The organism is Pantoea sp. X-Soil-YNGN-775 (assembly GCF_059730575.1).
Window position 1 is genome coordinate 46,086 of record NZ_AP035946.1, and the last position, 24,811, is coordinate 70,896.

Annotated in this window: 21 protein-coding genes and 2 pseudogenes; 12 read left to right on the plus strand and 11 right to left on the minus strand. The window is 54.6% G+C overall.

Annotated elements, in window-relative coordinates; all coding sequences use genetic code 11:
- Window positions 1-308: 308 nt before the first annotated feature.
- The 5 genes from AC6I8I_RS20075 to AC6I8I_RS20095 form a co-directional block, all read right to left on the minus strand.
- Window positions 309-1,595 carry a histidine-type phosphatase gene (locus AC6I8I_RS20075; RefSeq protein WP_410477758.1) on the minus strand — a complete coding sequence of 429 codons (1,287 nt, stop codon included), beginning with the start codon at window positions 1,593-1,595 and terminating at the stop codon, window positions 309-311.
- 22 nt (window positions 1,596-1,617) lie between these two features.
- The gene (locus AC6I8I_RS20080; protein ID WP_031376935.1) at window positions 1,618-2,976 is read right to left on the minus strand and encodes an MFS transporter; all 1,359 of its coding nucleotides are present in this window, start codon (window positions 2,974-2,976) and stop codon (window positions 1,618-1,620) included.
- Between the two features lie 109 nt (window positions 2,977-3,085).
- Window positions 3,086-3,895 carry an inositol monophosphatase family protein gene (locus tag AC6I8I_RS20085; protein WP_497828791.1) on the minus strand — a complete coding sequence of 270 codons (810 nt, stop codon included), beginning with the start codon at window positions 3,893-3,895 and terminating at the stop codon, window positions 3,086-3,088.
- A 129-nt stretch (window positions 3,896-4,024) separates the two neighbouring features.
- Window positions 4,025-5,005: a LacI family DNA-binding transcriptional regulator gene (locus AC6I8I_RS20090; protein ID WP_312055569.1), complete on the minus strand. Its 981-nt coding sequence runs from the start codon at window positions 5,003-5,005 to the stop codon at window positions 4,025-4,027.
- A 187-nt stretch (window positions 5,006-5,192) separates the two neighbouring features.
- Entirely contained in the window at window positions 5,193-5,582 is a 390-nt protein-coding gene (locus AC6I8I_RS20095) for a nuclear transport factor 2 family protein (RefSeq protein WP_497828792.1), read from the minus strand.
- A 118-nt stretch (window positions 5,583-5,700) separates the two neighbouring features.
- Between AC6I8I_RS20095 and AC6I8I_RS20100 the strand changes: the two genes are divergently transcribed.
- Window positions 5,701-5,928 (plus strand): hypothetical protein, encoded by a 228-nt coding sequence (locus AC6I8I_RS20100; protein ID WP_031376931.1) that lies wholly within the window; start codon window positions 5,701-5,703, stop codon window positions 5,926-5,928.
- Window positions 5,929-5,983: 55 nt separating this feature from the next.
- Here the strand turns inward: AC6I8I_RS20100 and AC6I8I_RS20105 are convergent, their stop codons facing one another.
- Window positions 5,984-6,706: an SDR family oxidoreductase gene (locus AC6I8I_RS20105; RefSeq protein WP_497828793.1), complete on the minus strand. Its 723-nt coding sequence runs from the start codon at window positions 6,704-6,706 to the stop codon at window positions 5,984-5,986.
- Between the two features lie 117 nt (window positions 6,707-6,823).
- Between AC6I8I_RS20105 and AC6I8I_RS20110 the strand changes: the two are divergent.
- Window positions 6,824-7,744 (plus strand): annotated as a pseudogene (locus tag AC6I8I_RS20110) (LysR family transcriptional regulator).
- A 339-nt stretch (window positions 7,745-8,083) separates the two neighbouring features.
- Here the strand turns inward: AC6I8I_RS20110 and eptA are convergent.
- Both eptA and AC6I8I_RS20120 read right to left on the minus strand, forming a co-directional pair.
- Window positions 8,084-9,724, minus strand: coding sequence for a phosphoethanolamine transferase EptA (gene eptA, locus AC6I8I_RS20115; protein WP_497828794.1), 1,641 nt, complete (start codon window positions 9,722-9,724; stop codon window positions 8,084-8,086).
- A 540-nt stretch (window positions 9,725-10,264) separates the two neighbouring features.
- A complete protein-coding gene (locus AC6I8I_RS20120; protein ID WP_312055574.1) occupies window positions 10,265-10,789 on the minus strand; it encodes a VOC family protein in 525 nt (174 codons plus the stop codon).
- Between the two features lie 170 nt (window positions 10,790-10,959).
- Here AC6I8I_RS20120 and AC6I8I_RS20125 point away from each other — a divergent pair, with 170 nt between their 5' ends.
- From AC6I8I_RS20125 to AC6I8I_RS20140, 4 genes are all read left to right on the plus strand, one after another.
- Window positions 10,960-11,889 carry a LysR family transcriptional regulator gene (locus AC6I8I_RS20125; RefSeq protein ID WP_312055575.1) on the plus strand — a complete coding sequence of 310 codons (930 nt, stop codon included), beginning with the start codon at window positions 10,960-10,962 and terminating at the stop codon, window positions 11,887-11,889.
- 164 nt (window positions 11,890-12,053) lie between these two features.
- A complete protein-coding gene (locus AC6I8I_RS20130; protein WP_312055576.1) occupies window positions 12,054-13,223 on the plus strand; it encodes an MFS transporter in 1,170 nt (389 codons plus the stop codon).
- A gap of 296 nt (window positions 13,224-13,519) precedes the next feature.
- Window positions 13,520-14,254, plus strand: a complete 735-nt coding sequence (locus AC6I8I_RS20135; RefSeq protein ID WP_312055577.1) for a metallophosphoesterase — start codon at window positions 13,520-13,522, stop codon at window positions 14,252-14,254.
- Between the two features lie 285 nt (window positions 14,255-14,539).
- Entirely contained in the window at window positions 14,540-15,313 is a 774-nt protein-coding gene (locus tag AC6I8I_RS20140) for a nucleotidyltransferase domain-containing protein (RefSeq protein WP_497828795.1), read from the plus strand.
- A 137-nt stretch (window positions 15,314-15,450) separates the two neighbouring features.
- On the opposite strand, the gene AC6I8I_RS20145 is transcribed toward AC6I8I_RS20140, so the two are convergent.
- Complete coding sequence (locus AC6I8I_RS20145) at window positions 15,451-16,377, minus strand: LysR family transcriptional regulator (RefSeq protein WP_312055579.1); 927 nt, start codon at window positions 16,375-16,377, stop codon at window positions 15,451-15,453.
- A 182-nt stretch (window positions 16,378-16,559) separates the two neighbouring features.
- On the opposite strand from AC6I8I_RS20145, the gene AC6I8I_RS20150 reads away from it, so the two are divergent.
- The 3 genes from AC6I8I_RS20150 (at window position 16,560) to AC6I8I_RS20160 (ending at window position 20,114) form a co-directional block, all read left to right on the plus strand.
- Window positions 16,560-17,723, plus strand: a complete 1,164-nt coding sequence (locus AC6I8I_RS20150; RefSeq protein WP_312055580.1) for a mandelate racemase/muconate lactonizing enzyme family protein — start codon at window positions 16,560-16,562, stop codon at window positions 17,721-17,723.
- Between the two features lie 443 nt (window positions 17,724-18,166).
- Window positions 18,167-19,510, plus strand: coding sequence for an MFS transporter (locus AC6I8I_RS20155; protein WP_312055581.1), 1,344 nt, complete (start codon window positions 18,167-18,169; stop codon window positions 19,508-19,510).
- 292 nt (window positions 19,511-19,802) lie between these two features.
- A complete protein-coding gene (locus AC6I8I_RS20160; RefSeq protein WP_312055582.1) occupies window positions 19,803-20,114 on the plus strand; it encodes a cupin in 312 nt (103 codons plus the stop codon).
- Window positions 20,115-20,308: 194 nt separating this feature from the next.
- Here AC6I8I_RS20160 and AC6I8I_RS20165 read toward each other — a convergent pair.
- Window positions 20,309-21,255 (minus strand): annotated as a pseudogene (locus AC6I8I_RS20165) (zinc-dependent alcohol dehydrogenase family protein).
- Between the two features lie 184 nt (window positions 21,256-21,439).
- Here AC6I8I_RS20165 and AC6I8I_RS20170 point away from each other — a divergent pair.
- The 3 genes from AC6I8I_RS20170 (at window position 21,440) to AC6I8I_RS20180 (ending at window position 23,578) form a co-directional block, all read left to right on the plus strand.
- Window positions 21,440-22,327 (plus strand): LysR family transcriptional regulator, encoded by an 888-nt coding sequence (locus AC6I8I_RS20170; RefSeq protein WP_497828912.1) that lies wholly within the window; start codon window positions 21,440-21,442, stop codon window positions 22,325-22,327.
- 163 nt (window positions 22,328-22,490) lie between these two features.
- Window positions 22,491-23,036, plus strand: coding sequence for a carbapenem self-resistance protein CarG family protein (locus AC6I8I_RS20175; RefSeq protein ID WP_312055586.1), 546 nt, complete (start codon window positions 22,491-22,493; stop codon window positions 23,034-23,036).
- The gene (locus AC6I8I_RS20180) at window positions 23,033-23,578 is read left to right on the plus strand and encodes an SEN1982 family lipoprotein (RefSeq protein ID WP_312055587.1); all 546 of its coding nucleotides are present in this window, start codon (window positions 23,033-23,035) and stop codon (window positions 23,576-23,578) included. Before AC6I8I_RS20175 ends, AC6I8I_RS20180 begins: the two co-directional genes overlap by 4 nt.
- Window positions 23,579-24,049: 471 nt before the next feature.
- Here AC6I8I_RS20180 and AC6I8I_RS20185 read toward each other — a convergent pair whose 3' ends face one another.
- The gene (locus tag AC6I8I_RS20185) at window positions 24,050-24,592 is read right to left on the minus strand and encodes a hypothetical protein (RefSeq protein ID WP_312055588.1); all 543 of its coding nucleotides are present in this window, start codon (window positions 24,590-24,592) and stop codon (window positions 24,050-24,052) included.
- Window positions 24,593-24,811: the final 219 nt, after the last annotated feature.

A 24,811-nucleotide genomic window follows, 5' to 3' on the forward strand; every position in this document is an offset into this window, starting at 1 on the left:
ATTTATTGTCTGTCTTCTACAGACAAACGGCCCGGCTTTACCTGGCATACTAGCTTATCTGCTTTGGGCGTGGCGCGGCTCTTAACCTCACCCGGATATAAGCAATGTGGCCAGGCTGCTTAAAAGATGAATCCGGTAGCTATGCCAGCAGGGGAATGCTGAAAGTATCGCGACGTTTTTTATCCGGGCGGCAACGACGGGGAGTCAGCTATCGACGTTCAGGTTAAACTCTTTGCGGCCGGAATAAACCGCGCCAGAGGATCACAGCACGATGGGGCTTAACCTCTGGCGCGGCGGGTATTGCCTGATCAGAACGCTGAATAGTCCACTGGCGTAATGGCGTGGCGATCGAGATTTTTGCTCAACGCGCGCACGGTACTTTTCATCGGACACAGCGTGCCAACGTCCGTGACCCGGCAATCTGACTGTCGCCACTCTTCACGCAGCAGCGGGTGCGCCCGATCAACGGCTTGCAGATGACGCAGATCATCCATACTCTGCGCCTGGAAATAGACGTGCATAAACCGCTCGCCGCTCTTTCTGTCACGCCAGCGTTCAAACACCAGGCTGCTTCCCGGTGGAATGTTGCCGCGCGTATAACCCGGCAGCGTCCAGCTAAAGCCCATTAGCGTTCGCACCATCGCAATGTTGGTATCGTGCGCCACCAGCAGCAGCCAGCGCGTATCCGGCAGGCTATCCGCCGTTTTATTCACCCCTTGCTCTGCACCCTGCAACATGGCGTTAAGCAGGATTGAACCGCGTTTCCGGGCGGTATACAGCACATCATTTCCGAGATCGTAATTCTCCGTCAGCAGCGGCAGGATCGCGGTGATCTGGTCAGACGATGTTATTTTTCCCCAGGCCAGCTGGCTGACGGGCAGATTCTCACTCCATCCGAGCCGCAGTGTTTCCACCATGTTGGCCAGCACGCTCAACCCGTCAATCGAGGCCTTTCCGCTTTTACCCTGCTTAATCTGCCACGGTTTCTCAAAAAATGAGCAGTCTGCCCCGGGCAGACATACCGCATTTTTAAGCGCCAGCACGGCAGGCTGCAACGCCTGCTGGCGCGCGCTTAAATCACCCGCTTTTTCCTTTACCGCGGCCAGTTGTGTTGCCGGATCGGTATTGGTAGCTGGAAACGCTTCGGTCTGGAACAGCGGGTCGTTTTCACCCGGTACGACGTGAATGGCGACGCCGCAGCCGGGAAATGCGCCGTCCACCAGCGCCTGCGCAGTGGCGCGTGTGCGCTGCAGCGGGCTGGCGCGCACAAAGAGATCCTGCGGCTGCGGGCATCCGGCGGTGAGCAGCCCCAGTTCACGATAATGCTCGCCTTCCCAGCGTCCTTTATTCACCACGGCAGCATAGCCGTGGCCAGTAAGTTCACCATCCTGGGTGCTCCAGCTTGTCCAGGCGCGATGCGTGGCAGCCTCTATATCTTTGCGGTTTCCCGGCGTCGGCGGGCGAATGCCGTGGCGACTCAGTTCGACCACTTTTTCCAGCTGATACTGTGAATCCGCGTGCGCCTGCATGGCACCTGACCACAGCGCGCCGACAATCAACAGGCGTGCGGCGGCCTGACGGGTGAGTAGCATCATAATAGCGTCCTTAATGAGGTAATTAAGATGAATAGAGGGTGCGGCGTTCACTGGCGTTCAGTCTTGCCACCATCACAGCGGTGATAAAACACAACAGCGCAGACGCCAGACCGGCTGCAACCCAGAACAGCGACAGCGTGTGAAAGTCGTAGATCTTTTTGCCGTTCTCGATCACCGAGGTTTTATCGATGATGATACCGGTCAGAAACTCACCGAATCCTGCCCCGGCATAGCTGACAATGCCGATGGTGCCGAGTGCCGCGCCGGCCGCTTTGCGTGAAGAGATATCGACCGCCAGCAGTCCGCCGAGGAAGCAGGTCAGTGCCCCGATGGTGGCGCCGAAAATCACCATCGAAATGATATCGGTGTAGTAACTGTGTGGTGACCACAGCATCAGGGCAAACCCGCCGGTGTTCAGCAGGCTGATGAATCCGGCCATGATGCTGCGGTTACGGGCGAAGAAACGGTCAGACAGGATCCCGGCCAGTATGGTGCCGACAATACCCGCAATCGCATTGACGCCAATGATGGCCGAGGCTTCAACGGTGGTGTAACCTTTGCCCTGTTGCAGAAAAAAGATGCCCCAGGAGTTCACGCCGTAGCGGTCGATATACATAAAGGCTGAGGCCAGCGCCAGCGTCCAGAGCGCCGGATTACGCAGCGCCAGCAGCTGATTTTTCAGGATTGAGCTTTTGGCCTCGTCTTCTTCCATCGGCTCATTACTGATCTGATGGATTGACGGAAAGCCGCAGCTCTGTGGGGAATCGCGCATAAACAGCAGCATCAGCACCACGCCTGCCGCGCCGAGCGCCGCGGTCGAGAGATACCCCATGTGCCAGCCGTAACCGGCAATCACCGCGGCGATCAGCATGTAAGTGATGGCCTCGCCAATATTATGTGCCGTCGACCAGATCGAATAGAACGTGCCGCGCTCTTTGGTGCCGTACCAGCGTGCCAGCGACACCGCGCACGGCCCTACGCCCATCGACTGCGCCCAGCCGTTAATGCCCCAGAAGATCGCCAGCAGCATCGCATTGGTGGTCATGCCCATCATCAGGTTCATGCCCGCGCTGAGTAACAGTCCCAGGCTCATAAAGCGCACCACATGGGCATGATCGGCGAGAAAACCGTTAACCAGCTTGCCGATGGCGTAGCTGAAAAATAGCGCCGAACCAATCATGCCGAGTTCTGAGGGGGAGATACCCAGCTCGACAAGCGCACTTTTGGCGACGGTAAACGAGAGGCGACAGACATAAAACGTCACGTACGCCAGCGTCATGGCAAGAAACGTCTGCCATCTGACAAAGCGAAAGCGTTGTGGATCAAAAGCACCGGCGCTTTGCTCAGGGCTGGTGCGGAAAAAACTGAGTAATCCAGACATCATCTTGTCTCCGATAGGCGGAGGTGCCGCTGATCGCTGTTGATCATCCATGACGGCCAGATCCCTGTTTTTATGTAGAGTACAGAATCAGAAGCCCTGCCTGCCCAGGTTAGCGTAAACTTTGTTTAACCCACTGTTTTAACTGCGGATAGAGCGCTTTACTTGCCAGTAATACCGGGTTGCCGTCGGCCAGGCCGTTCGCCGCCAGGTAGTCATTTGTGGTGCCACCCGCTTCGCGCATCAAAACGATGCCCGGCAAGCCATCCCACGGATTCATATGCGGTTCGTAATAGCCGATCAGCCGTCCGGCCGCCGCCCAGGCGCTCATCAGCGCACCCGACCCATTGCGCACAAACATGCCGCCATGCTGTAACAGCGCCTCGAGGAAGGGCAGGAAATCAGCCGCTGAAACGCGATGTGACGTCCCGACACCCATCACGCCGCCCGCCACATCGCTGGCCGGGTGTGGCGTAATTCGCCGATCGTTCAGCCAGGCACCGTGCCCTTTAAGCGCGTGAAAAAGTTCATGATGGTTAGGGTCATAAACCACGCCGATCACCGGTTCGCCATCGACTACAATCGCCAGTGACAGACACCAGGTATGCAGGCCGTTGAGAAAACAGCTGGTCCCGTCGATCGGATCCACCACCCACAGCACCCGGCTGTTGCGAGCAGCCGTGCCGCTCTCTTCACCTAAAAACCCATCATCAGGAAATGCCTCGGCAATCCGCTGCTTAACGAAGGCTTCCACCTCGCGATCGGCGCGGCTTACCACGTCCTGCAGGTCAGTGCCTTTGTGGTCGGTCTGCAACTTTTCACGCTGCTGGTAGAACTCATCAGCCAGCTTTCCCCCTGACTCAGCAACACTGCAGGCGAAGCGGTAGCGCGCCAAAAGCGAATCATCTTCATGGGTAGCCATAACATCTCCTTAATGAAAATGCACACGTGTGCATTTCGTAGCAAAAAATTAGCCCCGCAGGGCAGAAAGGAGTGTGGCGATTCTGCGGAGAATAATCTGTGATTCACTCCGCATAAAATTAATTTTCCATTACGCGCTATTACGAACTATTAATTTCACCGGGACGGCGCGATGTCGGGAGGGCAGATCAAACCGGGCGATGCGCGTCACCAGCAGGTCGACCGCCTGCTGCGCCAGCCCCTCGGTATCCTGCTGAACGGTGGTGAGATTGTAAGGATCCCAGTCAGCCTGCGGAATATCATCAAAGCCGATGACCGCCGGAAGGGGAGTGTGACTGCCGAGCGAGCGCAGGCCGTCCATCGCGCCCAATGCCAGCATGTCAGTGGCGCATAACAGCGCCTGACAGTGGCTAAGCTCAATCGAGGCCGCACGACCGGCAGCGTATCCGCCGCCAGTAATAAAGCGCGCTGAAACGGATAAATCGGGAGTCAGCGAAGTTAGCGCCGAATAACGCTCGCTGGTGCTGAAATTCGAGAGATCTTCGCCAATAAAGCCAATATTACTCCATCCCTTCTGGCGACAATAATCGACCATCAGCTGCATGCCCTGCTGATTATCACTGGCGACACGATCGCAGCCGGCTAAATCCGCATGACGATTGATCAGGGTGACCGGAATTTTACGCTCCAGATACTCCTCCGCCAGCAAAAGAGGCGGTGCGCCAGAGGTAATGATGACGCCGGCAACATGATAACTCAGTAGCTGTTTAAGTGACGGGGCGAGCTGGTCAGGATCATCGGCGTTCATCAACAGCGGCATAAAGCCGTGTACCGCCAGTTGATTCACCAGCGGGGAGAGCAGTTTGCTGCGGAAAGGGTTATCGAAACCGGCGGTGATGATGCCGATGAAATTACTGCTGCCGGTGTTCATGGTTCGGGCGATGATATTGACCTGATAGCCCAGTTGCTCAGCCGCATGCATGACTTTGGCGCGCGTCTTTTCGGCAACCGACGCGCCCGGTGTAAAGGTTCTCGATACTGCCGAGCGAGAGACGCCCGCCAGCCGCGCGACATCCTCTGCCTTGACCCAGTTTTTCCCTTTTACCTTCATCCGTTCTCTTACCCTGTCAATGTGCCCTGAATGCCTGCGCCGCTAAAATGGGCTCTGAATGGATTAACCCTGGAAACAGCCGCTAAATCAATGTCGCCAGGCGCTTATAACCTTGCTGCAGGCTGGGGGGATCAGGGCCATGAGCAGTGTAGTGGCGACACAAGCAGGATGCTGCCTGGCGCAATAATTAGCATTGATGCCGCGACAAATCCACATCCCCGCCTGCTGCGGGGGTGCCCTGATGGAAAATCAGCTGCCAGCGATCGCTGTCACCGCGTACCCAGCAGGAACAACGCAGGGCAGCGAGCCTGTTTTGCGGATTGACGGTGCGGTAATTCACAATGACAGCGTCTGCTGCCGGGCGGATAAGTGAAAAATCACTGCTGACAATTACCGGCACATCTGCTTCGCCTGTCAGCGACGCTATCGTTTCCACCCGATCCACCATAACACCTGAGCGGGTAATTTCTCTGAATTCAGGATGGAGTATCTGTTCAAGCCATTCCCGGTCATTTCGTCTGGCAGCATGCAGGCTGCATTCCAGCGCCTTTAACTCTTCCAGCAGCGTTTCGCTCATCTGATTACCTGTTCCTGATGACAAAAAATTACCCTGACTCCCGAAAACGCCGCTATACGACATGCTTGCGGTTCAGTTATGTTACTGATGACCCTAACTTTTCCGCAGGACATCACGCATGAACGACTCAGTGCTTCTGAAAGCGTTTGTCGCAATAGCCACAATTATTTTGCTCTGGCTGGAGTTCAGGCCGCAGCAAAGAAAAATCAATCCCAACCCGACGATCGCCGCGGCTGATGCCAGCGAACGCCATGCCTGGCGTTTTACCCGATGGGGCAGCCGGATTGTGCAGATTATCTTAGGGATATATCTGCTGTGGATCACCATCAAATACCTGATTACCTGACCCGCGTTTTAGATCCGTGCGCTGCTTTTCTACGCTCAGGTGATCCATAAATCGATCACCACGCAACCACTTTGCCAAAGCGGTCTAAGAACTGCAGGCCGGGTTTGCCGAGTCTTGAGACAAGAGTATCGACGATGTCCGGAACGGTTTCTTCAAGACTGAATGCGGCATTGTCTCCTCCCAGCTCCGTTCGAATCCAGCCGGGTGCCAGCAGCAGCAAAGATCGAGCCGGATGCACTTCAGCTGCGCGGGCTGCATAGCTCCGCATGTACTGATTCAACGCGGCTTTGGTACCGCGATAGACCTCTTTCCCGCCTTTGGTGTTATTAGCAATACTGCCCTGACCAGACGACATAATGCCGATCAGGCCCTGGGCGGTTACCCGATCCTGCAGCGCCTCAATGGTACGCATTGGCGACAGTGCGTTGGTTATCATAAGCTGGGCAAATTCTTCGCTACTCACCTCAGCGATAGTGTCATCCTGATTGCGATTGGCGCTGCCGGCATTGATAAACAACATATCGAAATGCTTATCCGCCAGCCGGGTATGTAAATCAGCCAGCTGAGTCCGATCGGTTATATCCAGCTGCTCGATTGTCAGCCGGTGCGGATAGTGCTCAGACAGATTATCGAGCGCAGGGGAGCGGGCGGCTCGGATGGTGGCCGTGACCTGCCAGTCACGTCGGAGGAATTCTTCAGCCATCACCAGGCCGATGCCTCGTGAGGCGCCAATCAGCAGGATATGCGGTGTCGCAGACGGCAACGTTGTGTCAGCCATAGTAATCACTCCGGATTTGATGAACCAAACCTGAGCTTACCGACATTTAAGGATTGCACCAGACGCGTAGTATGCAACACTCGGTTGCATCAAATGCAAACTGGCGGGGTCACTGAAATGCAGGATATCGATCTGAATTTGCTAAAGGCGCTGGATGCGTTGCTGGCCGAGCGCAGCGTCACGCATGCGGCCCAGCGGATGGGCCTGAGCGTCTCGGCAATGAGCCGCAATCTGACCCGATTGCGCGCTGTCACCGGCGATCGGTTGCTGGTCCAGGCGGGACGTCAGTTAGTGCTGACTCCGTATGCCGAGGGACTGACTGAGCGGGTAGCGGAGATCGCCCGCAGCGCTTACGCCATCCTGCAACCGACCCGGCAGGTGTTAGATATCGCCACGCTTGAGCGCAGCTTTACCCTCAAGGCCAACGAAGGATTTATCGATCTGATCGCCGATTCACTGATTCATCAATTGCTGAAGACGGCACCGCAGGTCCGCCTGCATTTTGTCACCAAAAGCGACAAAGATGCCCGGCCGTTACGCGAGGGAGCGGTTGATCTGGAGATTGGCGTGCTGGGTACCGATGCGCCTGAACTGATGACCCGCACCTTATTCACCGATCGCTTTGTGGGCATCTGTCGCAGCCAACATCCGCTGCTTCAGGCACCCGGCGTAACGGCTGAACGTTATGCCAGTTATCCGCACGTAGTGGTATCAAGGGAAAATATAATCTATGGTCCGGTAGATGCTGCGCTGGCGGGCGAGGGCTTATAGCGCCAGATCCTGATGGTTGTTCCCGGCTTCGCCAACGCCATTAACATCGTACGCCAGACCGATCTTATCGGACTGGTCCCTTTATCGGCGCTGGGATGGTTGCCCGCCAGTCCACAGCGCGCCGGGCTGGCCGAATTTGCATTACCGGTGGTCACGCCCGCCATCAAAATCTCAGCTATCTGGCATCCCCGGCTGCACGCCGACCCGGCGCATCGCTGGTTGCGTGAAACCCTTGTCTCACTATGCCAGCGCAAAGCTGGCGAATAACGGGGTCAGCCAGGGTATTCAGCGACGGGAGGGAAACAGTGGAGCAGGTTTACGGCGCTACACCGGTTGCGCGATGAGGGATTCAAACCGACCAGGATGCACTCCACCGCCTCGACTATCCGTCACGATGATAAGAGTCAGTCCGCTGAGGGCGTGTTCCCGACATCCCTTCAGCGGTCACCGCAGCGTGACGGGTTCCCGGCACGGCGATAGCGGAATGACCGCTGGCATGGATCGCAAGCGGTGAGCAAACCGAGCAGGTCATCATCGATATGCTCAGTGAAACGCGGTCTGACTGTTACCACCTCGGTGAAACAGAGCCCGATGCAATGAGCCTTATCAACCTGTTTTGCGGCACGCCGCCAGCATATCGTCGGCGGCGACGTACTCGCGCGTCTGTACGCCGGTGATCCCCAACAGGGTAGAAAACAGGTTGTCCTGAGAGTAGGCGTGCGCTGTCGCCTGCTGGCTCAGGCAGTGCCGGTCCACCGCGTAACGCTGCTGAAAGTCGGGGGAAAGCCAGATCAGCATCGGTATCCGGGTCTGCACGGCAGGCGCAATCGCATAGGGCAGGCCGTGCAGGTAGACCCCGTTTTCGCCCAGCGACTCGCCGTGGTCAGAGAGATACACCAGGCTGGTGGTGAACCGATCCTGATGCGCCTTCAGCAACTCAACCGCTTTATCGACGATATAGTCAGCGTACAAAATGGTGTTGTCATAGGTGTTGAGCAGTTGCTGCTGCGAGCACTCCTGAATCTGTTTGGTTTCACAGGTTGGGGTGAATTTGCGAAACGCCGGCGGATAACGGTGACTATAGGTCGGCCCGTGACTGCCGATGGTATGCAGGACGATGATGCCATTGCCCTGCAGCTTGTCGATATACGCTTCCAGCCCATGAAAAAGCACCTCATCGTAACACTCGCCTTTAATGCACATGTCGGGCAGGTTCAGGGCATTAACATCCTGATTCGGCACCCGGTCGCAGGCGCCCTTACATCCCGCATCGTTCTCGTGCCATAAAACGCTCAGGCCCGCCCGCTGGATAATATCCAGCACTCCTTCCTGATGGCTGGCCAGCGCATCATCATAATGGGCGCGCGGCATGTTCGAGAACATGCAGGGGACCGAAACCGCCGTTGAGGTGCCGCATGAGGTGAAGTCAGGAAAATAGACCACCTCATCGTCAGCCAGCAGCGGATTGGTCGGCCGCGCATAGCCGCCCAGCGAAAAGTTTGCGGCGCGTGAGGTTTCGCCCACCACCAGAATGGTCAGATTGCGCTTCGCACCGTCCAGCATCTGCGGAAGCTGATGCGCGTCTTCGCCTATTTTCACCAGCGGCAGGTCAGCCTGATGGTGATGCTGGTAATAAGAGAGCGAGGCAGCGATGAAATTCGCCGGACTCAGGGCTTTGATCAGCTCATGATTATTGCGGATCAGCGAGGCGTAATCTTTGTAGAACAGCATCGCCACCAGCGCAATCATCACCAGCGAAGCGGCGACGTTGATCCCGCGGGCGACCAGGCTTTTCCAGCACGGCAGCGTCCTTTTAAATCGCGGCCAGAAAGCCAGCGTAGCCATCACAAAGCCGGTGAGAAACAACGCCGCTAACATTTTCGGCGTGAACAGCGCCATGCTCTCGGCCGGCGTGGTATCCACAATGTTGGTGATCATCGATCGGTCGAGCACGATGCCGTAGTGCTGAATAAAATACTGCGCCGTGGCTGCGGCGATAATAAACAGCGCGATGGTTATCCTGTCCAGCCAGAGAAAGGAGGCGAGGGTGACCACGATATAAATCACGCTGAACGCCACCAGCGGCATGCTGAGGAAGAACAGAATATTGCCGACGCTGTTCAGCGGAACTAAATCCAGCGCCTGCCGATAGAACGGGAGATTGAGAAAAAATGAGATGTATAACGAGAACAACACAATATAGGTAACGCGGTGCAAAACGGGCTTACTGAAGTGCAGTTGAGACATAAAGGTATTCCATGACCTGAGAAAGAGTGACCGGTACATATTCAGCTACCAGCTTATTAAAATTCATTAACTAAAATTCTGATGCCGGAACCCCTGGCAAAAAAGGTAAATACGCCACTAACCCGTATCACTTATTGAAACAGGTGATTACTAAAGGGCTTGCATCATATTTTCTCCGATGTCTATAAGTTGCCGAGCGTAAAAGTGAAGTAAATCTAAACTAAAAGCCGTTATTATCAGGGAAGGGCTGCGTAAGTATGAGATGTGCATCACGCTAAACCTGATTACCAGGCCTGTCTGTTTCTTTACCCGGTATTGCAGGTGGTTTGCTCACAGAAACAGTCGCTTCGCTACCGCCTGATTGCGGGCATTTGCAAGCAGCCGCGGGCGATAAAAAGCGGGATCGCAGCAACGGGGAGAGTGAGCTTTCAGGCGGAACGGGCGACGTAGCAAGCCCTGACGCAACAGGTCACGGGCAAGCGGGTGAAAAGCGGGCAGTTCAGCGGGGCGGGTACGCCCTGGCAGGCGCACCCGATTGTGTCAGGGTTTCCAGCGGCGCAGGGCCGTCTGATCTTCATACGGCATTTTTGAGGGCAGTGAGATCAGCTCAATCACGCTGCCCCACGGCGTGCGGCCATAGCAGAAGAAGTTGTTTTCGCCGGTCTCGGTCGGAAACATCAGCGGCTGAGGCGCGGTAAACATTTTGCCGCCGGCACCTTCAAACAGGCTGATGGCCTGGTAGATATCATCAACGTACACCGCGAAATGCTGTAACCCATAGTCGCTGGGACGCACCGGCTGACTCTGCTCCGGCCCTTTCATCTCGAATAGCTCAAGTCCTGGTCCGTGCTTCAGCGTCATCATCCTGACCGTGGTAATGCGGGTACCCGGAAACAGGTTGAGGATGCTTTCAGTCTCTTCGCCTTTCACGTCCTTATCAGCGGGCGACACCGAGTCGTAAATCACTTCAGCGCCAAACGCCTCCGCAAAAAAACGGGTCGCTTGATCAATATCAGACACGGTGATGCCGACATGGTCCATACCGCGAACAGTCTCGACAGACATAATTTTCTCCTGGGATGTGATTAAGTGTTGAAACAGCGTGCAAAGGGGTCAATCAGTCCGGTCTGGCTGCGATGGCGGCCAGCGCCGCGGATTTATTTACCGATGGAGATAAGCCTGGTATAGAATTAAACATCAATAAACCACCTGTAAGTCGCCACTGAGTCAACTTTATGTCTACCTCTTTCACCGCTGAGTCACTGCGGGGCATTACAAACTTTGTCATTACGGCAAAATCGAGCAGCTTTACCGAAGCCGCCGAGCAGCTGGGTATTACGAAATCCGCGGTTGGTAAAAGCGTAGCAAGGCTTGAGGAGCGGCTGGGCACGCGCCTGTTTCACCGTTCAACCCGCAAACTGAGCCTGACCAGTGACGGCGAAGCCTATCTTGCAAGCTGTCTGTCGGCACTGGAGATTCTGGACTCGGCGGAGAACAGCCTCAGCCGACGTCAGGACAATCCGGCAGGCACGGTGCGTATCGACATGCCGGCATCTTTTGGCCGCAACCTGATGATGCCAGTGCTGCTGGATCTGATTAGCCGTTATCCGGCGCTGCGGCTGGCGCTGACGTTTAATGACCGGCTGATTGATCCGGTGGAAGAGGGCGTTGATCTGGTTTTGCGGCTGGGCGAACTGCAAAGCACCGATGAGCTGATCGCCCGTCGTCTGAGCCGTCAGCGTCTGATACTGTGCGCATCGCCCGATTATCTCAGGCAGCATGGCACGCCCACCGACAGCGAGTCGCTAAAAAAACACTGCTGCATCATGGGATTGCGGCGGGGCGCCCCGCTTGCATGGCGGCTGCGTCCTGCTGGCGAACGGGAAATAAAATACGTATCGGGTAACGCACACCAGATCAGTGACGGCGATGCAATGCTGCTGGCCTGCCTCGGCGGCGCTGGGGTGGCGCAGTTTCCGGAAGCGATGGTGAACAGCCATATTGCGGCAGGCAGCCTGGTAGCGATTATGACCGATCATATGCCGGTTCCGGTTGAGCTGAATGTCGTATGGCCCCGCACCCGCCACCTGATACCTAAAGTCCGCATTATCGTCGATGAACTGCTCAAAAAAGCGGGCGAAGGGGTTTTCGGCGACCTGAGGTAGAAATTTTGTCGACGCTCAGGCGAATGCCGGGCTGTTTATCAACTCTGAGCACACGTCTATCCTGACCGTCCCGCTGCGCCTGCGCTATCTGACTGGCTTCCTCAACCGGAACCCGCGATACACAGGTCGGCTCAAACGTGAATTTTACTGACAGGATAGGTGTTATGCCATTTGCTCTGTGGGCGCTGGCGATCGGTGCATTCGGTATTGGTACTACTGAATTCATCATTGCTGGCCTTTTACCCGTTATTGCCACCGATTTTAACGTCACGATTCCGGTTGCCGGCTCGCTGGCGACCTCCTACGCGCTGGGTGTATTTGTCGGTGCGCCCGCGCTGATTATTTTCGGCTCAAAAGTCCCGCGTAAAGCGATGCTGGTCTTCCTGATGGGGCTGTTTGTGGCGGGCAATCTGGTGACGGCCTTTGCGCCGACGCTGGGCATGGCGATTCTGGGCAGAATTATCACCTCGATGACTCACGGTGCATTTTTTGGCATCGGTTCAATTATTGCGGCTGATAGTGTGGCTCCGTCGAAGCGCGTCAGAGCCATTGCCTTTATGTTTATGGGCTTAACCGTGGCAAACCTGATTGGTGTACCGGTCGGTACCTGGCTTGGTCAGCACCTCTCGTGGCGGGATGCTTTTATAGCGATTGCGGTGATCGGCATCATTACGGTAATCGGCATTGCCCTGCTGATCCCGCATCAGCCGCGGCCAGAGAACCACAACTTTGCCGATGAGTTTAAAGCTTTCAGAAACGTCAACGTGCTGCTGGCGATGGGCATTACCGTCTTCGGGCCGGGCGCGTTCTTTACCTCGATAACCTACATCGCACCGATGATGACGGAGCTGGCGGGATACCGTGATAGCAGCCTTAGCTGGCTGATGCTGCTGTTTGGGCTTGGTCTGTTTGTCGGTAACCAGTTGGGTGGCCGCTACGCTGACCGGGCGCTGATGCCGATGCTCTACGTGACGCTGGCTGCCCAGGCCATGGTGCTGATGGTGTTTAATTTCACCATCCATAGCCAGCTGATGTCGGCTATCTGTATATTCCTGATGGCGGCCTTCGGATTCGCCACCGTTTCACCTATCCAGAAGCGGGTGATGGACAAAGCGCGGGCGGCAGGCGCACCCACGCTGGCGGCCGCGGTTAACATCGGCCTGTTCAATCTCGGCAATGCGGTTGGTGCCTGGCTGGGTGGCGCAGTGATTGCTGCCGGATTCGGTCTGCAGTCACCAAACTGGGCGGGTGCAGTGTTATCCGTGATTGCGCTGATACTGGCGGTATTATCCGGCCTGACCGATAAAACCGGTCAGGCTGTCGGGCAACATTAATGTTGCTGGCCGGTGGGCAATCAACCCGATTGGCTTACTGGCCAGAAGAGATCTTTATTGCGTGGGGCGGGGTATGGGTGACAAACAGATATCGCGTTTACCTCAGGTGCGGCTGTAGCAGGTCTCTGCTGTGCCATTTATTCCGCTTTACGCTGAAAACAGGCTGCTGGCTGCTGAATTTTGCGCAGTATCTGCTTAACTGGATAACAATAGAAAGCCATCGCCAGCAGAGCCACGCTACCGGATGATCCGTTAACCTCCGTGAAAACCATCCGATCAAAACCATTAAGGACGTTATGCTGATAGCTCAGGTTTCGGATATTCATGCCTCATCTGAAAATGATCATCTCCAGCGATTTGAACAGGTGCTGACATGGCTGGCTCATCTGCAACCGGACATATTAGTGCTTACCGGTGACCTGACAGACGGCGGGTGGTGCGAAGGCGATAAACAGATCGCTGAACGGCTGGAACGGCAGAATTATCCTTCACTCGTCCTGCCGGGAAACTCCGACGATCGCCATCTGATGGCCATGAGATGGGGAAGTGTGGGAAGATCTGATACGCCGACGCAAGCTTTGCACTTTAGTCATCAAGCTGGAGGGCTGAGATTAATAGGGCTGGATTCAACCGTTGCTGGTCAGGATTATGGCAGCGTGAACGGGCATCTGGAATGGCTGGATAAACAACTCAACTATGCGGGGAATTCACCCGCGCTGCTGTTTATGCATCACCACGTCGTTGAATCTGGCATCCCGACCCTGGATGAATCGATGTGCAGAGGAATAGATTCGCTGGAAACGCTGATTAAAAACGCACCGGTCAGGCTGCTGGCGATTGCTACAGGGCATGTCCACCGGCCAGTAGCGGGCACGTTTGCCGGTATTCCAGCTTATATCTGTGGCTCCGTCTGCCCGGCCAATCCTGTGTGGTTCGGAACAGAAAACATTCCCCCGGTAGCTGAACCGCCTGCCTTAATGATTCATCGCTATGTCAACAACCGGCTTACCAGCCATCATGTCTGTGTGTGACCGGCAGATTAAACCCCACTCAAGACGAACTCCGAATCGCTGCTGGCTGAACGCTTCCATTATCTTTTCTCCAAAAATTTTCAGTTGATCAAATCGAACAGAGCATTGTTGAGCTGAGTATTCTTAGTGTCCTTCCCTCAGTCCGCTAATAAGGCGAACCGCTATCAAAACATAATGCGTTTGCCGCAAGCCTGCTTTTATCATAGCGTCAGGTAATATTTTTTAATCCGTAATGTTCAGGCTGTCGGGTATTCGGCAGAATAACCTCACCAAAGGGGAGGATGTATGGCCGTTGATCGTCATGGCGATATTACGTTGCCGATACGTAGTGAAATGCAGCCTGCATTTTCACCGGTAGTGGCATGCGTTGTGGACCGGCTACATCACAGCTTTCCGGCGCTGATACACAGCCTGTATGTATACGGAAGCGTGGCTGAAGGTCGGGCAAACATCGGGAAGTCCGATCTTGATATGACGCTGATCTTCAACCATCAACCCGAGCAGGAGACCAAAGCACAACTCGCGGCGGTTCAGTCTGAGCTTGAACAGCATAATCCTGCTGTCTCTAAAATCGATTTTGATTGTGGCTTGTTACAACAGGTGCTGCATCCCGGTAATCAGCTTAGCTGGGGATACTGGCTCAGACATCACTGTGTCTGCGTCTATGGAGAGGATCTCAGTCGCCGCTTTCAGCCTTTTAAACCGTCAAAAGCCATCGCGGTGGCGGTTAATGGTGATTTCCTGACGGTACTGGAGCGGTTAATTGCTGAAATGGATGCTTCTGTTGACCCAAACAAACAGTTGCAGCTTCAGCGCGCTGCGGCCCGCAAGATCATTCGGGCAACCAGCATTCTTCGTGGCGAACAAGACGCTGACTGGCCGGACACACTCCAGCAGCATCGCATCAAATTCATTGCCCGTTATCCGGCGTTAACCAAAGAAATGGATTATTTAATGGCTATCGCGCATCAACCTGAGGGCAATATACGTGATTTCCAGCACCGCGTCAGGGTCTTTGCTGAATGGCTTAGTGCGACCTTTCACCGCCAGCAGGGCTGAGCTGTGCCGGTAAAAGCAGCCGCCGGCTGGCGCACTATCTCCGTTCAGACGACGCGACTGAAACTCGCCTCTACCGACCGCCAGATCCTTTGTCTGCTCTGCCTGTTCGCGCCTCAATCAGCGGGTCGCTGTGCTGACTAAATCTGGTCATCGACAAAGATTTCCCATAGCGCCTCTACCGCGCGGGACATTCTCGCGGCTGGCCGAAAAAGCCGGATGTCGATCGGTATCCAGAGGGCGCTGTCTTCAGCGGCAGCAAGGCTAATCCTGCCAGCCTCAACGTCCGGGGCGGCCAGCGTTTCCGGCAGCCAGGCGATGCCATCGCCGGCTCTGACCATCGCCAACAGCGTTGCCGCCAAATCGGCGGTAAAAGCGAACTCCATCCCCCGTCTGGCGCGGTTAACCTGGGAGGTATTTGACAGGATCCTGCCGAGGCCGGACTCGGCTGAATAGGCCAGGAAAGGGAATTTCTTCCCGCCCGTTGCCTGCCAGAGCGGCTGTCGGGTATCAGGATCGCACTTTGAATAGGGCAGTAAGGTTTCCCGTCCAAGCCGGACGCTGAGATATTTCGACTGGTCGAGATTGATGTGCATATGCGGATGGTAATAACAGAGCAGAAACTGCGCGTCGCCTTTTTCGATCATCCGCTCGCAGGCGCTCAGGGTATCAGAGAGCAGCCGGAATGAGCCAAAGCGGGCAATTTTTTCATTATTTCGCATCAGCGTCGGGAAAAAAGAAAATGACAGCGAGTGGGTGGCGGAAAAGATCACGTCCGGTCTGGCTTCGCCTGCCGCGTCGATAGCTTCACTTCTCAGGGTATACAGCGCGCGGATCAGGTCGGGGATTTGCGCGACAAAGATCTCTCCGGCTCGCGTCAGGCTGACGCCACGCCGATTTCTTTCAAACAGCGGCGTGCCCAGCCACTCTTCCAGCGAGACAATTCTCCGGCTGAATGCAGGCTGTGTCACATATCGTGCAGCTGCTGCGCGCGAGAAATTGAGCGTCTGCGCCAGCGCAACGCAGTCTTCAAGCCATGTTAACTCTAAGTGATGCCTGTTTTGCATTACAGCCTGCCTTTTTGGCATTAGAACGAAGTCCGGTTACTGCTTAGGATGAATTCAGACAGCACACTTAGGCCACTGATCACCACGTTGCTGCATTATGCCCATAAACAACCGGCATGAGCCAGCGCAGGCCGCAGAGACTTAAGCGTAATCGTATTTGACTGAAAACTGCCGGAGAAAACATGCGTATCCTCGATGTTGTAGAAATAACCAAACCGATTGCTTCACCCATTCGTAACGCCTACATCGACTTCAGCAAAATGACCGCCAGCCTGGTCGCGGTGGTAACAGATGTTGAGGTAGATGGACGCCGGGTAGTGGGATACGGCTTTAACTCTAACGGCCGTTATGGTCAGGGTGGTCTGATCCGTGAACGTTTCCGCAATCGCATTCTGGAAGCCGAACCTTCCAGCCTGCTGAACGCCGGTGGCGACAACCTGGATCCGCACAAAATCTGGGATGTCATGATGAGCAACGAGAAGCCAGGCGGCCACGGCGAACGTTCTGTTGCGGTCGGCACGCTCGACATGGCGATCTGGGATGCGACCGCAAAAATTGCCAACAAGCCGCTTTTCCGTCTGCTGGCCGAAATGAAAGGCGTTGAGGCTAATCCGCGCGTATTCGTCTACGCCGCGGGTGGCTATTACTATCCCGGTAAAGACCTGAGTGCGCTGCGTCAGGAAATGCGCGGCTATCTCAATCGCGGCTACACCGTGGTGAAAATGAAGATCGGCGGTGCCTCAATTGATGAAGACCGCCGCCGGATTGAAGCCGTGCTGGACGAGATCGGCAGTGAAGGGCGGCTTGCGGTTGATGCTAATGGTCGTTTCGATCTGGAAACCGGCATTGCCTACGCCAAAATGCTGCGTGAATATCCGCTGTTCTGGTACGAAGAGGTGGGCGATCCGCTGGATTATTCATTGCAGGCCGCGCTGTCGGAGTTCTATCCAGGTCCGATGGCGACCGGTGAAAACCTTTTTTCCCATCAGGATGCCCGTAATTTGCTGCGCTACGGCGGGATGCGGCCGGATCGCGATTATCTTCAGTTCGACTGCGCGCTCTCTTATGGCCTGGTTGAATATCTGCGCACCCTCGAAGTGCTGAAACAGTTTGGCTGGTCACCGTCACGCTGCATTCCGCACGGCGGCCATCAGATGTCCCTCAATATCGCTGCCGGTCTCGGTCTGGGAGGCAACGAAAGCTATCCGGATCTGTTCCAGCCCTACGGTGGTTTCCCGGACTCGGTGAAGGTCGAAGCGGGGCACATCACTATGCCAGAGTTGCCTGGTATCGGCTTTGAGGGCAAATCGGATCTGATTAAAGAGATGCGGGCGCTGGCGGAATAAGTCGCGGCTTACCTGATGATATAACGCCTGCTGGTTTTACCGGCAGGCGTAGCGGGAACGGCATCTGAATCGGTCAGGTCATCAGCGCCGCAACAGGTTCGCGCTGCGGTATTTCCTGCATTATCGGGAAAGCCGCCGCCGGATTGACCCGCTGGCAGGCATGACCTGCAGGCCGCCGCCGTTAATCACGCTTGCGACGGTGTTTAACTGCGGGTGAACTGCCATCCCTACCGCTTCAGCGCAAAATTGCGGACCGGCCATTCGCGCCACGCACCGTGATTACTGAATAGTGGTGTTCTCCCATCGTAAAATTCAAACGCTCGGGCGACGGAACTATTTTGTCGTCGCAACCAAAAAATAATAAATAACAGCTGGCTGATATTTAAACGGATCTGAATTCAGTATTTCCTCCCCCTACACCTGTTCCAGACGAGGAAGTGAATATGAATGACAATGTATTCAACGGTAATACGCCGATCGGAAAAAAACGCTGGACGATAATATTACCCGCCGTTTTTATTATGTATACCATCTCCTTTTTCGACCGCGTTAATATCGGCATGGCGCTGCCGCATATTGTTGCTGAACTGAAACTCACGCCGGTCGAGGCGGGCTGGCTTGGCGGCGCATTTGCCTGGGGCTACGTGGCGACGCAGTTTACGGCGGGCTGGCTGGCACTGCGTTTTGGCTCGCGACGCGTCATCGGACTGAGCCTGTTTCTGTTCGGCGCGTGTGCCATGGCAACCGGCCTGACGCGAAACTTAACAGAACTGATCGCGGTGCGCTTCTTACTTGGTCTGGCAGAGGGGCCGATTCAGGCGGCGACAGCAATGTTTCTGGCACAGTGGTTTATGAAGCGTGAACGTGGCCGGGCTTTTGGTATCTGGAACCTTAGCCTGGGGGCCGGAGCCTTTCTTGCCGGTCCGATTTCGGGCTGGATCCTGGCGCACCACGACTGGCGAATGATGATGGTGATTGAGGGCGCACCGGCATGGCTGTTCTGCATCCTGTGGTTTTATCGCATCCCCAAAAATATTCAGTCTGCCCGTTGGTTGACTCAGGAAGAAAGAGAGGTGATTCAGGCCGATCTGGCTTCCGAACAGGCTCACTACGTGAAGGAAAAGTCGGACCCCTGGTGGACTATATTGCGCATTCCTGCACTCTGGCTGATGCTGATTGGCTATTCTCTGCATAGCATGCTGGCTTACGGATTTACCCTGTGGCTGCCGACGGCGCTCAAGGGATACGGCACGCTCAGCGAATTTATGGTGGGGTTTATCAGCGGCTTACCTTTCCTGATGACCATGGCTGGCATCTGGTACATCACCCGGCGATCGGACAAATATAATCAGGAACGCCGTCTTCACGCCGCCATTCCAACCGTGCTGTGCGGCATCGCGCTGGCGGCTGCGGCCTTTGTGCCCGCTTCGCTCTACTGGCTGCAGATCATGCTGTTTATGTTTGTCGGGCTGACGATGAAAATGCTGGTGCCGCTGGTCTACGTGCGTCTGACCGAGATTCTGCCGACCAAAAAGGCAGTACCGGCGGTGGCCTTTGTCGGTGGCTGCAGCAATTTTATTGGCCAGTTCGGCGGGCCGCTGGTGGCCGGTTATCTGAAGCATCTGGCTGGCGGAACCGATATGACGCTGGCCTGGGCGGTGCTGGGACTGTTTTCGATCATCGGTGGTGTTCTGTTCGCCATGGCGGTGGGGCGAAACGAAAATGCCTGGGATATGAAGCCAGCTTTCCGGGCTAACCGTAGTCACTCGTTGTCTGCGCATAAATAACTCCGCCTGACCTGACCGGGTCGCCTTGCTGTAACTCAGGCGTTCGGGATGAGTGCCGATCAGCAATCCGGCAGGTCAGCGGCAATCTGCTTTCCGCAATGCGCCACAGCAAGCCAGCCCGGTATCAGCAATCAGGAGACAGGTTGCGCCGGACTGACTCTCTGCTTCAGGCGAAAAGCGGACCGATAGAGTCCAGAACGGGACAGGATCGGTTGGCAAGATAGAATAATTTAATCCGGTTTGCTATTCATTGGGCTTAGGTAATAAAAACGGCGCTACCGGAGGAGTAAAGATGAATTTTTATCGCAGTAAGGAATTTACCGCTGCAAAAGCCTGGGATGCTCAACCTATTGCCAGCTTCGATAATATCAGCGTCAAACTGCACTGGACCGATCAACCTTACCAGTGGCATATCAATGACGGGCAGGAAGTTTTTGCGGTTATGGCGGGTTGTGTTGAGATGTTCTACAAAGAAAACGGTGAAGTTAAAAGCAGGCAAATGAACGCCGGAGATATTTTTTATGCCAGCGAAGGCACCGAGCATGTTGCCCATCCACAAGGCGAAGCGCGCGTGCTGGTTATTGAAAAAGAAGATTCTATCTAGTCCGGTTTATCTTCACGCGCGCGTTATTGTTCCTGTCCGCTGCGGGCATTAAGCGGGCTGTCACAGGTTCTCACAACCGTTGTGCAACAGGTTAGCTGTTGAGCGATCAGACACGGTTACCAGAGTTTAACCCTGAGGCGTGCGACTGAATCTGGCAGCCAGTAAAACTGCCAGATTCTCGCCCGGCCTGGTTATCAGTCAGCCACTTTGATAACGATTTTGCCAAAAGCACCACGCGAGAGATGCTCAAAAGCCTCTACTGCCTCGTTGAAGCGGTAAACCTGTTCAATAACCGGCTTGATATTATGTTTGTTCAGGAAGGAATTCATCCGATCAAACGAGGAGCGGGGGGCAACCGCAATGCCACGGATTGTCGTCTGGCGAAAAATTAACGGCATCAAATCCAGCTGCGCCGCCTGACCGGTCAGAAACCCGACCTGAGCTATCGTTCCGGCCACTTTGGTCGCCGCAATCGACTGGTTGATGCCGTTGCCGCCGGCGACTTCCACCGTTACGTCAGCACCCTTACCCTCGGTCAGTTCCAGCACTTTGCTTTCCCATTGAGGATATTTTTTATAGTTAATTCCCTCATCCGCCCCGAGCGCTTTAATCCGATCGAGGTTGGCGTCGTTGCTGGATGTTGCAATCACACGAGCGCCGTAGGCATGCGCTATCTGAGCAGCAAAAACCGAAACGCCGCCGGTTCCCTGTACCAGAACGGTTTGTCCGGGCTGCAGGTTGCCAATATCCATCAGTGAGTACCATGCCGTCAGGGCGGCAATAGGAAGGGTAGAGGCTTCCTCATCGGTCATGTTGTCTGGCGCTTTCACGGCGCTGTCCTGATGAAGAATCATATATTCGGCCAGGCCACCGGGTAACGGCATGCCAATACACCAGGCCGGTTCATCGGCAGCCGGTTCGCCATCCAGCCAGCGGGAATAAAGATGTGAGTTAACGCGATCGCCGATGCTGAAACGGGTTACCCCTTCACCGGTTGCCACCACGGTTCCGGTCGCATCAGAGACCGGGATCAGGTTTTGAGGAACTTTATCAGCAGCTCACCCGGACCTGGAGCAGGCGTCTCATCCTCTTCGGGTTTTAAGTTTTCAAGACCAAAATCTTTTAATAACCAAGCTTTTATTGCCGTCATTTCCTGTGTGTCTGTAACAGAGAGGGCAATGCCAGGCAAAGCGATTGCGGCTAAAAAGCCAACAAAAAGATCGTCAGTGTTACTGCAGGAGAAACAATCCGGATGGGTTATACTCTGCACTATCACAATTTTGGTCATTAGATTGCAGCGGAGTTAAAAACAAGTGCGCCCGAACATGCTTGAGCTGATGGACATTTTTGTTCAGGTGGTTGAGCTACGCAGCTTTACCCGCGCCGCTGACGCTCTGCAGTTACATCGTCCTGCGGTCAGTAAGTCGGTGAAGCAACTGGAAGATACGCTGGGCATCAAACTGCTGCATCGCACCACGCGCAGTCTGAGTGTGACGGCCGAAGGAGAGGAAATTTATCTGCGTGCCAAAGCGCTCCTGACCGATGTCGGCGAAATGATGGCCTCTTATTCGCCCAGTCAGCCGCCGCATGGCGAGCTTCGCATAGATGCTCCGCTGGCCCTGACGCACAGCATCCTGATACCCAGGCTGGCGGATTTTCAGGCTTTATATCCGCAGATCACCATTGTCTTAACGGCTTCAGATCGTCTGACCGATCTGATTACCGAAGGCGTTGACTGTGTCATTCGCCTCGGTGAACTGGCGGATTCAAATTTTATTTCGCGGCGTATCGGCGACCTGCAGATGGTGACCTGTGCAGCGCCGTCCTATCTGAAAACCTATGGCACCCCTAGAACGCCGGATGATCTTGCCGATCATAAGGCGGTGCATTTTTTTAGTGAACACAGCCGCGATGTCCAGGACTGGAAATTTGTGGTTAACGGTGAGGTGGTTTCACGGCGTCCGTTAGACAGTCTGCGGGTTAACAATTCAGATGTATTGTTATCCTGTGGCCTGGCAGGTCTCGGTATTCTCCAGGCACTGCGTACGGCGTTAGAGCCTTACATCGCAGCCGGCAGGCTGACGGAGGTGTTAGCGGATTACGCAACGGTGACAAAGCCGGTTTCTATTCTCTACCCTGACCGACGCTACCTGCCGCCTAAAGTCAGGGTATTCATTGACTGGCTCTCTGAGTTATTCAACCAGCGTGATTAACGTTAATAGCGAATTTACTTACCGCTAGCGGTAATATGCTGACTCACTCAGAGGACGCAACGTGGCCTGCAGCAGTCTCATCAAGCGGGACAACCGGGCAGGCAGTGCCCACGTGCAGCGCAGGTCTGGCGTTACTGGACACGGACTTCATACGGATAAGTACATGATCACACTGAGACGGACTTTTATCATCCTATCGGCTGTTTTGATAAGCCTTCCGGCTTTATCACAGGTCAATACCCGCATTGATCTGAATAGCGGTCTGAACAGCATCGATTTAAATAGCGATGGCATAGCAGACGCTGTTTTTTCCGCCACCTATGACAATAACACCTCACATCCCAGTGAAACCCTCAGCATCTTTATCAGACAGGGCGAAAACTGGTTTATCGTGCCGGTCCCGGATGACGATGGCTTTACCTGGACAGACTTAAAACTGTCTGCTTCAGCACTCAAGGTGGGTGGGATTGAACTCCATCGCGATAAAGACAAAATTTATCTTATCAGGGCGGTCAAATATGCCGAGGGCGGCGGTGACCTTACCGATAAATCCCCGGTAAAATTTTCACGATTCAGATTAGAGGAAAATCGCAGCGATCCGGGAACGTCGGTATTTTACTGGGAGTCAGCAGGACTTTACCTCACTGAACAGAATTTTGATGACGTTGATGAAGCCTTTCAGCATCTGGAGATGGAAAAGTTCCGATGAAATACAAGGCGGCAATCGGGGTTTTGCTGCTGCCACTTTGCAGTCAGGCAAGTGATGAAAAGTTATATCGTGAACTGATACAGCAATCACTGAATCAACAGCCGCTTTGTCTCGGTGAAACGCAGTGGCCGGTTGCAATAACCGTCGGCAGTAATAGCTGGATTAATGCAAAAATGGAAGCGCTTGATGATGCGGGACTGGTTACTTCCCGGATAAAAACCGGCAAGAAAATCTGGTCGCTCACCGCTTATGGCCGGGCGTCATTCACTAAACATCATGATTTATGCTATGGCAGGATGCGCGTAAGATCGATCAACAGTGTCTCGAAAAATAACCCCGACCTTATTGACGTGACCTTTACATATTATATTCAGGCGCTCCCCGACTGGGCGAAAAATAAGTCAGTACGTGTTGCCAATACGGATGTTGATAATCTGGTGATGGGAGTGGATAAGGTGCGTTATCAGGCGTTTTTTAAGCGAGATAGTCAGGGCGCTCTGCGGCTTATCGGCGAACCGGAACAGCTTGATCTGCTGTATTAGGACAGCGCCTGATATGACAGGGTTAAAATTTACCTGCGCATCGGCCGGATGCTCGCAGTGGTAAAAACGTCACGGTCTGCCGGTACTTTCAACGCTGAACCGGGCATTTGCTCGCCGATTCAGCAGCAAATTTATTTCAGCTTTCGCCTTCAGGCTGAATGCTACAGCAGGTACTCGCGCGGGGTCACGCCCGGAATAGCGCGAAAAGCAGCAGCAAAAGCGGCCGGGCAGGAGAAGCCCAGTTGCCAGGCGACCTGCCTGAGCTTCGTCAACACGGCGGAGCAGCTGCGTGCCGAAGATTACCGGGAAATGAACGAGTTGCTGTTCTGTTTTCTCGATAAACCTGAAGCCCGTTATTGCGCATCTAAAGCCTGACAGCACGCCCGGCGATCGCCATCTCCGGGCCTTTTTAGGGTAATGCGGCGGTTACGATTGGCCGCCAGCAGCATCCGGTTTCACTGCCGGGTAATGTTAGCTTCCACCGATCAGATGCTGGCAACGCTTGCTGGCATCCCAGTTGGGTTGCGGAATTTGTTTAAATTCACTAAACACCTTGCGCGGATCGGTATCTGACCTGATGGCATAATCGGCAGGAATTTCGCGTACGCCATAATTAACCGCAAAGTAGTAGCGTTTCCCGGGCTGTGAGATCACCGGAATCCACTGTATACCGGTATAAGTCGTATAAGTGGTCATATTAAACCGGGCCGGAGCGGCACTATAAATTTGCTGAACAGCGATCAGTTTACCCGGCGGCAATTTATGGGTGATGAGCTTTTGATTCATATCCCACATATCAGGGTTCAACTGATAGCGTTCCATGCGATCGTAGCAGTCTCCTTTTTTCTCATAAAAAGAGACGTATAGCATCCCGCGCTGATCTTCTCTCTGCTGAAGCACCAGAGTCGCGGCATCCGGACCGGAATAATCTTTATAATTCAACGGAAGTAAGGCAGAACAGCCTGATAACATTAACGCAGCTAGCGGTAATACCCATTTTGCAGATAACGACATAAGCGCTTTTCCCTGAACACGGAGAGGAATGTTATCGGCACGCTGTGCTTGTTGCTTTACTGATTTTGTGGGTCAGCAGGCAATCTCCATCGTCGGCGTTAACCGCAGCGCGCTGATCACACCTTCCCCAGCCCGGGAAATCATCGGATGTATCAGGTCGCGTTATCCATTAATACTAAACAAGACGGGAGGCTGGATTTTCAGGCGAGCCGGTATAAA